We start from the raw sequence: 12706 nt of genomic DNA, 5'->3' as shown, positions 1-12706 counted from the left end.
GAAAATCTTCGTTAAAATTGATCGAAACGAAGTTCAAATGAAAAGTCCGAGTGCGTACATGATGACGATACCGATGAGCACAAGAATGAATCCCGAATACCGCTTCTTTTCTTCGTGAAAGGCCTCCGGAAGTAAATCGCAAATACCCACGTAAAGAAATGTGCCGGCTGCAAGCGCGAGCGGGATGCCGAGCTGGATTCTTGCCACGATCTCGAAGGCGAGGATCGCAATCCATGCACCCGCCGGTTTCATCAGTGATAAAGGAATCACATATGCGAGGATTTTCTTGTTTTCGAATCGAGCGAGCTTGAAGACCGTTGATAAAGAAAAGAGCTCAATGCTCTCGTGGGCCATGATCGCAGCAAAAACAATGACACCCAAAGCTGGTTCGACGAGAACCGCGACGCCGAGGCCGATGCCAGCGACAAGAGAATGGATCACGAGGCCGAAAAAGGCGGTCAATCCAGTGAGCATATGTTCGTGTTCACATTCCTCGACGCATTCCTTTGCATGGCTGTGCATAATAACCCGCTCGGCGAAGAGAATGAAGATGAAACCGATCAGAACGAAAAGAAGCGCGCTGTGCGTGCTTGTCATTTCCATCGCATCTGGAATCATGTGTAAGAACGCCGCTCCAATGAACACTCCAGCACTGAGAGCTGTGAAGAGATGGAGCTGCAGAGAAGTCCAATTTCTGATGAGTGGAAGAAAGCCCCCGACGAGTGCTGCAACAATGATTGCAACCGAGTAAATGAGCAGGACAAGAAGGGAATCCATAATGATCGCCTATGAGGATGACGGTGTAACGCGGTGACCTCAACATAAATGTTTTCCGTATAAGACCGAATTGGTACTGCGAAATGATTAACACCCGTGACATCCTTTTGAACAGCGATCAAAATGGCCGAGAGAATCGAGAATGCATTTGTCACCAATCTTGAAACAATGATCGAATTTGCGAAGGAAGGCATCGTGAGCAAGACGTTTCTTGACAGGCCAGACTTGAAAATGGTTCTCTTTTGCATGGCGAAGGGGCAGAGCCTGTCTGAGCACACGGCGAGCATGCCGGCTTCTATTCATGTGATAAGGGGGAAGGCGATGATTATCCTCGAAGAGAAAAAGTACGAAGCAGTGCCAAACACATGGATATACATGCCAGCTGAATTGAAACATGCGATCGACGCCGTTGAGGATTTCGTTTTTCTGTTGACTCTACACAAGTCGATTAAGAAGTGAAATGGAATAATGTTGAATGAAAAGAATTGATTGAGTTGGTTTAAACCGATCACTAGCGGTACGAATTATCAAAAAATAATGAATAAACAAAAAAATGCGTGCTCGATCACGCATTCTGCAGTTTACCTAAGCCAATATCATTGATCGGACAACCCCGCGAATCGACGAGATAGGACTGCCAACCTGTCGTCAAACCGAGATAATTCATATAGAGGATGATCCGACCATCTGAAGTTCCGACCAGTATATCCGTTCTCCCATTGCCGTCGACATCTCCAGCTGCCATCACAGTGATTGTGGAAATGGAGAAGGATAGACTGCTCATCGCGTATGTTCCCAATGTGGTCTGTTCAATGAAATAGACCTTCGAACCCGTTGCCAGCGCGATATCCTTCAGACTGTTGCCTCCTACGAAGAAACCTGCATCCGCGCCGACGCATCCCGCGAGATCGGAATTATCTGGGATTACCTGAACCAAGTACGGAAGAATATTTCCCTCATTATTCAGTCCGACCCAGAGCCTTCCTTTCTTACTCGATTCTCCGACGACGATGAGATCATTTGAGCCATCGTTGTTCATGTCAGCGATCGCAAGTGCTTTGGCGGTGCTTCCAACCAGACCTCCTGCAGCCGTCGTTCTTACTGACATCTGATAAATGTCGACATAATCAAGCGATGTTACTGTAGAAGCTCTATTTGTGTCTTCCACTTTAATATAGAGCTTTCCTGAGATTCCCGCCGGCAGTGTAAAAGTATATAGAGTTGGTGATGTTGATGTCACTTTTGCCGATGTCATAGCAGTAAATGTTATATTGTCAGTCGAATAATAGAATTGAAAATCATCTTCTGCGGAGGATTTACTCGCATACAACTGGAATGTGTGGGAAGTGCCGGGTGTTACCTCTATCGTCCAGCGATGATCCAACTTATCCCCAGTTTTCCATGTTACATTAAGTATCCAGTAATCAAAGTCGATGACCGAAGGCTCATTGAGGAAATAAGTATTTGTGAAACTTACTTTCAGATTGATTAAGGTACTTGCCAACTGGATTGAACCGGTCAAATTGAACTCATCCTCGATCCATTCCCCCTCCGAATTCCTGATTTGCATCATATTATTCGTGGGATCGCCCGTGCCCAGACCCCATTTTATGTAATCTGTCCCATCGTACCGATATGTCTTATACCTGACCTTGAAAATGAGTCGATCGATCGGTACGTCACCAATCAGTCCAGTTGGATCCCAGGATTTTATGTAGGCAGTCTGGCCATAAATAACTGTATAGTATTGATTGTCGTTTGGACGCAACTGCGTTGCATCTGTTTCATTCGTCGTATCCTTTATGGCATCTCTTGCAGCTGGCGTGCTCTCCTGATACCTGTAGACCCATTGCTCGATAATTCTCTCGAAGACGCCTGGATCATAGTACGCATTTTGCGTATCCAGATATGTTCCAGTTGGTTGACCGGTCTGAATTCCGAAGATATGAATGTCCGAATCGGCGTAATCAACGACATCGGTAGCAGTTCCCGTTCTTGAATAGCGGGTCCAGGTAACGCCAGCACCATCGCTGTTTTTATATATTTGAACTGTACCATCAGCACGACATACTGCGATGTCGAGCGACCTCTGCGGATCGTTGCCAGGCGTAAAAGCCCAATCGAGGTCTCCGACCTTGAGGTCGGCAACGGACGAGGTCAACGATGTGTCAACAGCCTTATATGACCAGATACCATCGTTTCTGTAGAAACAGACTTTGCCATTCGAGAAGCCAAGTATGATATCCAAATCGTTATCAAAATCCAAATTACCGAGCTCAAGAACGGTCGGTGTTGCAGAAGTTCCAAGATCGGCAATTGTGTATCGCGTCCAATATCCATCGTTCATATAAAGAAAGAGCCAGTAAGTTTCCAGCTTGTTAATACTGGAGTTATACTCTGCAACGACTGCAACGATGTCGTTCTTGCCATCGTTGTTCATATCGCCAGTTCTTACGAGGATGGATATATAAATCGGTTTTTTTGCTTCATTGACACCTTCTAGCATATCTGGAGGGGACCAGTGATTATCATTCTTGTAGAAGAACATGGTGTATTTCTGACTCCAGGAAGGTCCGCTGGTCTGGAGATCAATACCTGCGACAAAATCTAATTTGTACTTCGGAGCCGTAATTGTAATAACTTTTGAAAGTACGTAAGTCTCGTTACCTGCTTTGAACATGTCATACCGTAACACATATGCGTTCTCGCCCGGTATCCACGGAGTTCCTTCGGTCGCGTTGGCCAAATTGATCGCGAATCGATATACATTGGTGTCAACCTTTGTCACAGTACTGACCGGGCCGTTCCATCCACTCAGCGGCGGAACTCTCTTAATTTGCGCATTCCAGAAAAAGTCCCTGATTTCGACGTCCCCGCCGTACTGGAACCAATCGCCACCATACCTGTTTCTGATTTCAACATAAATAATATTATTTGACAGATCATAGGTCGTGAATTCAGTGCAGGGTATCGAATAACTCGAGTCCTTGAAAGTCATGAATACAGGATAATCTGCAGAGCCAATTGTGATCAATTGCGTCGCGAAGAAAATATTGTTCGGAACCCAAGTATCCCTTAGCTGAACCTGCACCATATATTTCTTGTTGTTTTGAAGTTTGGCGCAGTCGATTGTCGCATTGTAGACGTAATAACCCGAATTGTAATCATATCTCTGGAATACAACATTTGGACTTGAGACAGCCGAGACAACGACCTTTGTTGTTGGATCGATTACCAACAAGGTGTTCTCATTATCTGTGTTGACTAGATACTTGCTCGCGACAACTACAACCGCATCCTCACTCTGCGAGAAGATCGTTCTAGGTGTCGCGGAATAGTTCTTAACCTTCCATTCAGAGAGCTCAAAAATGTTGAACCCCTGCAATGCGCTGTAGTTGAGATTCCCAGGAGGTTCGCCCTTGCCATAACCACCTCCCATAAGAATCTCAGAGGTGATAACCGTGTGAGAAATGCGAACACTCACCTCGTTGCCAGTCTCATCGCTTGCGGAGATCCTATAATAATAAGTTCTTGAGGCAGCTTCGAGAATATCACTTCTTGCAACGCCGTAACCAGTGAAGTATCCTGGATTGTACGGATCTTCCACCAGTCTCTGAAAAGCGGTAAGCGTTGTGTTTGAATAAGTGACCTCAAGCCACCAGTAATCGAAATAGACAGTATCGTTACCCTCATTGTGGAAAGTCACCCTCACGTTCTTTAGTTCATCCACTGTATCATAACCCATCGCCATCAAATTGAATACCCGAGTGATCGGCGTTGTCCACCTCAAAATCGGAAGGCCTTTTCCCGAGCCATCAACATTGAGAAGGATATTTGTTCCGTTGAAATTATTTCCAGTATAATATCTAACTTTTAAAACAGCCGTTTGGAAAGTCTTGCCAGTGATGTCATCCGGGAATGGGAGACTCCAGGCTGTCACATTCGCGTATCCACCAGCAGGCACAGAGAGAAAATCACCATCGTCGCTTCTTAACTTCGTAATTCCAGGCGCCGCAACACCTTCTGCAGTCGATGGAGATAGATGTGATGTGTTGACAGTACCCAGCGTCTCATAGTTATCCTCATTCGCCACAACAACGCTACTCTTATTCAGGTTATCATTTGGATCGGTTATGTAACAGCGCACCGTGAAAGTCGATCCCAGTATGGAGCTACTGGGCTCGATCGCTGCATAGAGGATCGTAGGTGGTCCGGTCGTGTAAGATTGAATAGTTACTAGGAGTACAGAAATCGTCCGCCTTCCACCGGTGTCCTCGGCGATGACATTAATTGCTCTCTCGCCAGTATTATTCAAAACCGGCACACCAATATCCATTTCAGTTGAAAAAGTGCCATCGCCGTTTGAATCAATCATTTTGTAAATTCCAACACCAAATCCCATGTCATCACTGATTCCGAGACAGGATAAATCAGCATAGACGGCCGAAAGATCACCATCGACATCGGTCACTTTCGCAAAAACCTTAATCTGTTGCGTCTGGAGCACGGTGCTCGTTGCGGTCCAAATCGATCCTATCTTGATACCCACCCACTTGTTCATAATAACTGGAGGATTCCTGCCTTCAGCTCCGAGAAGCCTTGTCGACCAAATCAATGAATTGACCGTCGGATCGACGATCATGATGGTAACGGAAGAGCTCGGAGTGATGCTGATGCCATGAGCGGTAGCATCAAACTTCCAGATATCCCCGATTCTCCATTCTTCAGAGTTGGTCCCATTGATTGTTCCATCCCGAATATGCAATGTGTGCGGTACTTCATCCACAATTAGATAGATGTCAGTCCTGTAATCCTTCAGTGTCGGACCAGACTTATGGACTATCTCTATGATAGACGTGCCGCCGTTCACGAATGACAAGGTGGCATCAAAATCTCCGTAAACCTGTTCCGTTGGTGCTGGCATCGTGCCAACATACCACATGATACTGGAAAATAAAGTGACAGTGATTGCGAGGACAAGGATGTTGGCGATGATCTCAGATACTGCTTCCTTGGCCTTTCGCAATTTTCTGAAAACTCGACTCATTCCCTCCGATCCTCCATAACACACGATATTGTATCGAAATCTATCTTTACCCTACTGGGTATTTACATTCTAGAGGGTATATGAAGCTATCGCGGTAATTTCGTTTTTGCGAATCATCTTCAAGACCTCGCTAGCTATTGAAAATGAAGAATATATTTTTGCAGGGATGATTGTGAGATGCTGATCTAGAGAGCGACCATTTCTAATGCCCAAAATGTCGGGGTATACGATATTCGAATTATATATCTGTAATATCAAAAATAAAAGGTTCCATGCTTTCTCTCTCAACGAAAGTTTGTTTGAAAGATGGCTGATAAAATAAATTAATCACAAGAATGATATTATAAATCAGAGAACGGTCAATATCATATTATCGCAATTCTGAATGAGCACGATGTGAGAGCAGATCGGTATTGAGCACGGATCTCCGCGCACCCCTGTTTCCCTTTTAAATTGAAAAATGTTGGTTAAGAAGAACTTCGAGAGGATCATAAATCAATGATGCTCCCGTGGAGTCTTGCTCAGGCGAGTTTCGATAAGCGGATTTTCTTCTTTAGGTTTCGATGGTTCTCCGATGATTGATTCCGTTTCTATTTTCCGAACATCGATTTGATAGTATTAGTGGGGACTTCAATTTCCATTCCATCATCCGATGAAAAACATGCATTCTTTTCCTTACCTCTTATTTTGCACATGATTAATGCTTCTGGAATCGTCCGATATCTCCCTGCAAAGAATCATCACATGTACAGCGTGAATCTTCTACCGCTCCACGGCGGTAGCTTTTTCCAAAATTGAAGAAAAGCGGTAATCTCACAAGATATCCGCCGTACGGCAGCTTCATATTTAAAGAGGCGCAAGTAAATCTTTCGTTCATGAATAACGCGACGGAATCATTCAAGGCGTCGATCGAGGTTTCGCATGAGTGCCCTTATTGTCATCTCACTATGGAATATATCCGGAATCGCGAATCGCCGTCTGGTGCAATACAAGAAGCCATGTGATCGAGATCTTGAGCGACTCGACGGAATCACTGGAAGCGATTGAAAGAAAATTTGTGGGGGAATGTTGACGAATCACATTGTTTTAGGTACGGTCCATTGCTCTCCGTGATCTCGAAGAATTGTGATTGCGATATCGGCACAAAATTGATTTCCTCCTTGATTACAGAATCTGGATGCTGGTATATCCCGCCAGCGATCTTCCAAGGAGGATGGGAATTCTACACGATTATTTCGTGGCGTAGAAAGAACATCGCAACGCTTATTCGAAAAATCAAGGAACATGGTGGGACTGTCAGATTGAAATCGATCAGGACGATCGAACTCGCTGGATACTTGTCAAATTCTTTTCATCCCCCACATATTCGATGGTGGCAGGCATGACGATGAGACAAATCGATACACTCGTCGATGCGTTTCAATCAGGATACTTCGAAACACCGGCAAAGATCGATGCAGAGGAAATGGCGCGTCACCTCGGCGTTTCAAGATCCACGTTCACGGAACACTTACGCAAAGCTGAGGCAAAGCTCATTGCGAACGTTTTTCCAGTGTTGAAAATGGTATAAGGGAGAAAATCATCACCAAAGAAAATAAACGCAACGAGGAGGTCGATGAATCATCTGAATAAAGAAGGACAAAAAGAAAAAAGACAGCTGATGGATCACTGATTTCAATCTGCGAGCTTCTTCAGGACCCACGCCATATTTTTGCCCAGCGTCTTGAGGGTCTCAACGCCTTCCTTGTCGTTCAAAATATCCCCGGGTTTCGTAGCAGTTGCAACATTCCAATAACTTGACCCCACCACAATCCACTGGCCGATGAGGAAGAAGTAATTCAGATCGGAGAACGTTGCCAGCGCCCCTGCTCTCCTCTGTACAGCGATGCCAGCGCCGACCTTCCGCTTGAACATATCTCCATTGACCCTTGACACGAAACCAACGCGGTCAATGAACGCCTTCATCTGGGATGTCACGTTGCCGAAATAGACGGGGGACCCGAGCAACATCCCATCAGCTTCTTTTATCATTTCGATATACTTGTTGATATTATCGGTGTCAATCACGCACTTGCCATCCTTGTTCTTAAAGCAGGCGTTGCACGCGTTACATCCTTCGATCTTTTCGCTCCCGAGCTGTATTAGATCGGTTTCAATCCCTTCATTCCTCAGTTCTGCAAGCACGATTTCCAGCGCGTGATAGGTGTTGCCATTTTTTCTCGGACTTCCGTTGAATGCGATTACCTTCATCCGATCACCTGCGACAAATCAATTTACTGAGACAAAATCACATTGAAGGATAATAATTTCTTCCTCGCAATCTTACCTTTTCCCGCAAAGGAATGCTGAATTCGTAGAATGAAACGTTCTCTAAAAATCAACCATGAGGTTTATAGTTGTCAAAGTCATTCGATTAGGATCGTAAATAATAATAGAACACACGCCAGCAAGGGAGAAGAGATGCGAGGAGGAGAAAATGCAACTTTATTTAAGAATAATCCAGGATGCTGCAACGGGAAGAGGTGTGATCGAAATTCTTGAGCAGAGGACGATTACCTGCAGGGCGAGGATCGGATTGATCACATATGATAACGAAGAACAGAAGAAATTCTTCGTTGAGGCGCTTCTCGAGGGGGGAAAGTACGGGTCTGTGATCCCGCTTTCCAAGTAAGATAAGGTGAGATGAGGTGAGGAGATGAAGCTACAATTGAGAATTGTTCAGGATCAAAAAACTGGGAGGGGCATTATCGAAATCGTCGAAGACAAAAGCCCGATGATCAAAGCGATCATCGGCTACATTTCATTCGATGACGAAAGTAAAAAGAAATTTTTTATCGATGCGCTGCTCAAGGGCGGGAAATTCGGAGAAGTTGTTTCAGCCTGAGCTCTCGATATCTGAAAGGAACAGTCGACCTGTCGATTTGAAGATCAAAAGAAGATCATGCACCAGAGATCGGGCTACACGCTTGGTCGACAATGATTTTGCGTTCGATTAAAAATTCTGACTTTCGCCGATCATGTTCGACGATATTGCCCGCGCCCCTCGATCAAAAAATTATTATGGCTTATAGGCGACGATATGATCGTTTGCAATTGCAAGAAAAGCCCTTGCGACGATCTTCTCGTCGAGCGCTTCCCTGCCGAGCCTTTTCGCTTCGTCGATCACCGTTTTGGCGAGTGATATCACTTCATCATCTGTGTAGACTCTGCGATCCGTTACTCTCACATCAACAAAGCCAGCCGCTTCAATCATCGAGAGATATTCTCCTTCTGGGATCGCACCTGAGACACAGGCGCTCCAGAGTTCAAGATTCGTTTTCGCTTCAGATGGCAAATCGCCAATGAGAACCCTGTCCGAGATCGCAAGCTTCCCCCTGGATTTGAGAACCCTGTAAGCCTCACGGAAGACTCTTTCTTTATCGGTGACCAGATTGATCACACAATTGCTTATTACGACGTCCACGGAATTGTCCTCGACGGGAAGATTCTCGATGAAGCCTTTCCTGAATTCCACATTCCTGAGACCCATGGATTTCACCACTTTGTCTGCTTTGATGACCATCTCATCCGTTGCATCGACCCCAATGACCCTCCCCCCATGACCGACTTTCTGCGAAGCAAGCAACACGTCGAGTCCGGCGCCACTACCCAGATCGAGCACAACCTGGCCAGGCTTAAGTTCCGCGATCGCCACAGGGTTTCCGCATGCACAGTTTGATTTCTTTACTTCTTCCGGCACTAACGCCAATTCCTTTTCCGAATATATCTTGATGATTTCTCTCGTCCCTGCGGACGAATCGCAGCATGATTTTCCTTCGGTCGCCACTCTTGAATATCGATCGATGACGGCGGTGCGTATCACACTATTTTGTCCGTCTCTTGTACTGGGATCATTAGACATCATCGCCACATCCTTATTCTCTTAATCTTAAAACGGATTAGCAAGCAATAGAAACGATCGAACTCACCTAATCTCATGTCCAATATTCAGCTTTGGTTTAATATAAAGATTGTGTCTTTGTTAAATTCACGCACCAATAAATTCAATTCCTTGTGTGTTCTGCTGACTCTTTTATCATCAAAAACAAATCATTACGTTCATGACTTCATGAAAGGGCGAGAAAGGAAGCAAACTATGAAGGGAACTGCAATCACCATAACACCGGGGAAGCGCACGTGAAAAAATTCATAAATTAATAAACAACGATGCGACTTTGGCGTGCCGGTTTGGCTATTAAAATGATTTCGAAGAGCCTACGCTTTCTTAATAAATTCTTTAATAAGATTCGAAGAAAAGTAATAAATAGAATAAAACGGATTGCCGTAACACGATTATTTAATTCGTGTTATGGAGGAAGGAAAAAATGCACATTCCTGATGGGCTCATGGCGCCCGAGATCCTTGCAATTGGATGGATGATCGCACTCGCAGTCATTGCGTTTTCAGTCTTCAAAGTGAACAAGAAAATCGATGAGAAAACAGTTCCTCTGATGGCGATTCTTGCCGCAGGGATTTTCGTCGCACAGATGCTCAATTTTCCGATCTTTGGCGGGACGACTGGTCATCTTGTTGGGGCCGCGCTTGCCGCTGTGCTTGTCGGTCCGTACGCGGCCGTGATTATTCTGACAGTCATTCTCGTGATTCAGTGCTTTGTTTTCGGTGACGGTGGACTTACTGCGTTAGGTCTTAATCTCACAAACATGGCCGTCATCGGCACCTTTGTTGCTTGGGGCACCTACAAACTCTTTCCCGAGAAGTTGGAGAAGGTTGGCGTTGTTGCCGCCGCGTGGGCATCGGTCTTCGTGGCGGCCTTCGCCTGTGCGCTTGAACTCGCAGCGAGTTTCAGCATCTCGAGTGGTGCTTACGGCATTGAGGCGGCGATTTCGCTCCCTTCGATGCTCGGATATCACGCGGTCATTGGAATTGGCGAGGGAATCATTACTGGTGCAATCTTCCTTTATCTGACAAAAGTTGCGCCTGAGATCATAAAGACGAGAAAACCGACTGAGGAGGTGACAACGTGACCGAGAAGACCTTGCTGAAGGCGATCGTTGGCATCATCATTCTCTTTGCAATAGGACTCGTCTTTTACTTCATCTTTTCCGCCCCCTACGGAGACGGACTTGAAAAGACGATGGAAAATGCGGGCGTGGAAGAGGGAGAGCCAGTCTATCACGCACCCCTTGACTATGGCGAAGACTACGTGACGGCATTCTTCGCTGGGCTCCTGGGCTTCGGCCTCGTCTTCGGCATTTCGTATGCCTACTTCAAAATCGCAGGAAAAAAGAAGGAAAGTAAGGAAGCAAAATGAAACATCATGAAATCGATCAGTACGCGAAGCAATCGCCACTCTGCAACTTCGATCCAAGGGTTAAAATCGCAAGTACAGTCATCTTCATCATCTCGATTGCCCTGCTCCGAGAACTAACTCCGTTGATCATTTCCCTTCTTTTTCTCCTCCTCATTGTAGCGGCCTCCCGTATTCCTCCAATCCACATCGTGAAATCCTACGTCTTGGCGCTTCCATTCGCCGTATTCGCCTCCCTTACGATGTGGTACTCTTCAGGATCTGAGGAGGCCGCCGCAATGTTCCTTCGAATCACCGATTCGGTCCTCGCGCTTATCCTTCTTGTCTCAACAACACCATTTTTCGAATTCCTGAAGGCACTCCGATGGTTTAAAGTCCCAGCGATCATCATTTCGCTCCTTCTCTTTACATATCGATTCATCTTCGTTTTTATCGATGAATTGGAAAGAATGAAGCTCGCGCGTGAGGCGCGTGGATTCAACGGAGGAAAGAGTCTTCTGAACGTTGAAGCACTCCGCACAATCGCTTACACAGCTGGGATGGTCCTCGTGCGATCACACAGCAGAGCGAACAATATTTATTCCGCCTTGCTTTCTCGTGGCTACACGGGTGAGGTGAGGACACTGAGCCACCTACGAGCGAAACCCCGCGACGCGGTCTTCGCCGCAGCGTTCATTGGTATGTCCCTCATGTCCCTCTTCATCCAGGCCGGTGTGATCATTTGGACGCTCTGAAACTCGTGAACGTCTCGTACACCTATGTCGACGGTGTACAAGCATTAGAAAATGTGTCGCTGAAGATTTCGGAAGGGGAAAGAGTTGCGATTGTAGGTCCGAACGGTGCTGGAAAGAGTACACTACTTCGAATTCTCGCTGGTCTCTATTTTCCGAGTGCTGGAAACGTGGAAATCATGGGTACGGCACTCTCAAAAAAAGATGCTGAGCGTCTGAGAAAATACATCGGTTTTCTATTCCAAGATCCAGATGATCAGATTTTTATGCCGACGGTCTGGGACGATGTCGCTTTTGGCCCAATCAACTTAGGCCTGCCTGAAGAGGAAGTCAAAAAGAGGGTGAGGGAGGCGATGAAAATGGCCGGCATTGAAGGATATGAGGAAAGAGTACCGCACCATTTGAGTTTCGGTGAGAAGAAGAGAGTTGCGATCGCAGGGGTGCTCGCGATGAAAGCGCCGATTCTTCTTCTTGATGAACCAACAGCGAATCTCGACCCCCAAGGAAGAAGGGACCTTGTCAATATTCTTGACTCGGTTTCGCAGACGGTCGTGCTGGCAACGCACGATCTTTCCGTTGCATTCGAATTGACAAATCGAGCGATCGTATTGAAAAAGTCGATTATTTTTGATGGGAAACCATCAGAACTCGTCGAGAGACCAGATGTTCTCGCAAGTGCGAATCTTGAATTGCCATCGATGCTCAGGCTGATGGACCGGTGGCGCCGCACGAGCGACAGAAAATTCCGCCTCCCATTGACGGTCGATGAAGCGCTCAAGATCATCGATGAAGAGTGCCGTAAAAACGATAAATGATGAACATTTGATTGTTGCGATTCATTTT

13 protein-coding genes are annotated in these 12706 nt (G+C 46.0%); 9 read left to right on the top strand and 4 right to left on the bottom strand.

The features are described from left to right. Positions 1-33: 33 nt before the first annotated feature. Positions 34-777 carry a ZIP family metal transporter gene (locus H5T41_00505; protein MBC7107268.1) on the bottom strand — a complete coding sequence of 248 codons (744 nt, stop codon included), beginning with the start codon at positions 775-777 and terminating at the stop codon, positions 34-36. 123 nt (positions 778-900) lie between these two features. On the opposite strand from H5T41_00505, the gene H5T41_00500 reads away from it, so the two are divergent. Further along, positions 901-1236, top strand: a complete 336-nt coding sequence (locus H5T41_00500; GenBank protein ID MBC7107267.1) for a cupin domain-containing protein — start codon at positions 901-903, stop codon at positions 1234-1236. A 106-nt stretch (positions 1237-1342) separates the two neighbouring features. On the opposite strand, the gene H5T41_00495 is transcribed toward H5T41_00500, so the two are convergent. Next, positions 1343-5824, bottom strand: coding sequence for a VCBS repeat-containing protein (locus H5T41_00495; GenBank protein ID MBC7107266.1), 4482 nt, complete (start codon positions 5822-5824; stop codon positions 1343-1345). A 1109-nt stretch (positions 5825-6933) separates the two neighbouring features. Here H5T41_00495 and H5T41_00490 point away from each other — a divergent pair. After that, positions 6934-7209, top strand: coding sequence for a hypothetical protein (locus tag H5T41_00490; protein MBC7107265.1), 276 nt, complete (start codon positions 6934-6936; stop codon positions 7207-7209). Then, positions 7206-7394, top strand: coding sequence for a helix-turn-helix domain-containing protein (locus H5T41_00485; GenBank protein ID MBC7107264.1), 189 nt, complete (start codon positions 7206-7208; stop codon positions 7392-7394). Before H5T41_00490 ends, H5T41_00485 begins: the two co-directional genes overlap by 4 nt. Before the next feature lie 104 nt (positions 7395-7498). Here the strand turns inward: H5T41_00485 and H5T41_00480 are convergent, their stop codons facing one another. After that, the gene (locus H5T41_00480; GenBank protein ID MBC7107263.1) at positions 7499-8074 is read right to left on the bottom strand and encodes a flavodoxin family protein; all 576 of its coding nucleotides are present in this window, start codon (positions 8072-8074) and stop codon (positions 7499-7501) included. Positions 8075-8300: 226 nt separating this feature from the next. Here H5T41_00480 and H5T41_00475 point away from each other — a divergent pair, with 226 nt between their 5' ends. After that, the gene (locus H5T41_00475) at positions 8301-8495 is read left to right on the top strand and encodes a hypothetical protein (protein MBC7107262.1); all 195 of its coding nucleotides are present in this window, start codon (positions 8301-8303) and stop codon (positions 8493-8495) included. A gap of 24 nt (positions 8496-8519) precedes the next feature. After that, positions 8520-8708 carry a hypothetical protein gene (locus H5T41_00470; GenBank protein MBC7107261.1) on the top strand — a complete coding sequence of 63 codons (189 nt, stop codon included), beginning with the start codon at positions 8520-8522 and terminating at the stop codon, positions 8706-8708. Between the two features lie 174 nt (positions 8709-8882). Here H5T41_00470 and arsM read toward each other — a convergent pair whose 3' ends face one another. Beyond that, the gene (gene arsM, locus H5T41_00465) at positions 8883-9725 is read right to left on the bottom strand and encodes an arsenite methyltransferase (protein MBC7107260.1); all 843 of its coding nucleotides are present in this window, start codon (positions 9723-9725) and stop codon (positions 8883-8885) included. A gap of 463 nt (positions 9726-10188) precedes the next feature. Between arsM and H5T41_00460 the strand changes: the two genes are divergently transcribed. The 4 genes from H5T41_00460 to H5T41_00445 are packed head-to-tail and all read left to right on the top strand — an operon-like array spanning position 10189 to position 12678. Continuing rightward, positions 10189-10848 (top strand): energy-coupling factor ABC transporter permease, encoded by a 660-nt coding sequence (locus H5T41_00460; GenBank protein ID MBC7107259.1) that lies wholly within the window; start codon positions 10189-10191, stop codon positions 10846-10848. Further along, positions 10845-11135, top strand: a complete 291-nt coding sequence (locus H5T41_00455) for a cobalt transporter (protein ID MBC7107258.1) — start codon at positions 10845-10847, stop codon at positions 11133-11135. The genes H5T41_00460 and H5T41_00455 overlap by 4 nt, the downstream gene beginning before the upstream one ends. Beyond that, entirely contained in the window at positions 11132-11866 is a 735-nt protein-coding gene (cbiQ, locus tag H5T41_00450; protein ID MBC7107257.1) for a cobalt ECF transporter T component CbiQ, read from the top strand. Before H5T41_00455 ends, cbiQ begins: the two co-directional genes overlap by 4 nt. Continuing rightward, a complete protein-coding gene (locus tag H5T41_00445; protein ID MBC7107256.1) occupies positions 11863-12678 on the top strand; it encodes an ABC transporter ATP-binding protein in 816 nt (271 codons plus the stop codon). Before cbiQ ends, H5T41_00445 begins: the two co-directional genes overlap by 4 nt. The last annotated feature ends 28 nt before the right edge of the window (positions 12679-12706 follow it).

Source organism: Methanomassiliicoccales archaeon (assembly GCA_014361295.1).
GTDB lineage: Archaea > Thermoplasmatota > Thermoplasmata > Methanomassiliicoccales > JACIVX01 > JACIVX01.
This window is presented reverse-complemented; position numbering and strand designations above follow the sequence as displayed.

What these genes read in the sequence shown, in the direction of transcription:
- H5T41_00460 (MBC7107259.1), top strand. Translation starts at nt 10,189, where the DNA reads ATGCACATTCCTGATGGGCTCATGGCGCCCGAGATCCTTGCAATTGGA.
- H5T41_00480 (MBC7107263.1), bottom strand. Translation starts at nt 8,074, where the DNA reads ATGAAGGTAATCGCATTCAACGGAAGTCCGAGAAAAAATGGCAACACC.
- H5T41_00500 (MBC7107267.1), top strand. Translation starts at nt 901, where the DNA reads ATGGCCGAGAGAATCGAGAATGCATTTGTCACCAATCTTGAAACAATG.
- H5T41_00495 (MBC7107266.1), bottom strand. Translation starts at nt 5,824, where the DNA reads ATGAGTCGAGTTTTCAGAAAATTGCGAAAGGCCAAGGAAGCAGTATCT.
- arsM (MBC7107260.1), bottom strand. Translation starts at nt 9,725, where the DNA reads ATGTCTAATGATCCCAGTACAAGAGACGGACAAAATAGTGTGATACGC.
- H5T41_00485 (MBC7107264.1), top strand. Translation starts at nt 7,206, where the DNA reads ATGACGATGAGACAAATCGATACACTCGTCGATGCGTTTCAATCAGGA.
- H5T41_00470 (MBC7107261.1), top strand. Translation starts at nt 8,520, where the DNA reads ATGAAGCTACAATTGAGAATTGTTCAGGATCAAAAAACTGGGAGGGGC.
- H5T41_00475 (MBC7107262.1), top strand. Translation starts at nt 8,301, where the DNA reads ATGCAACTTTATTTAAGAATAATCCAGGATGCTGCAACGGGAAGAGGT.
- H5T41_00505 (MBC7107268.1), bottom strand. Translation starts at nt 777, where the DNA reads ATGGATTCCCTTCTTGTCCTGCTCATTTACTCGGTTGCAATCATTGTT.
- cbiQ (MBC7107257.1), top strand. Translation starts at nt 11,132, where the DNA reads ATGAAACATCATGAAATCGATCAGTACGCGAAGCAATCGCCACTCTGC.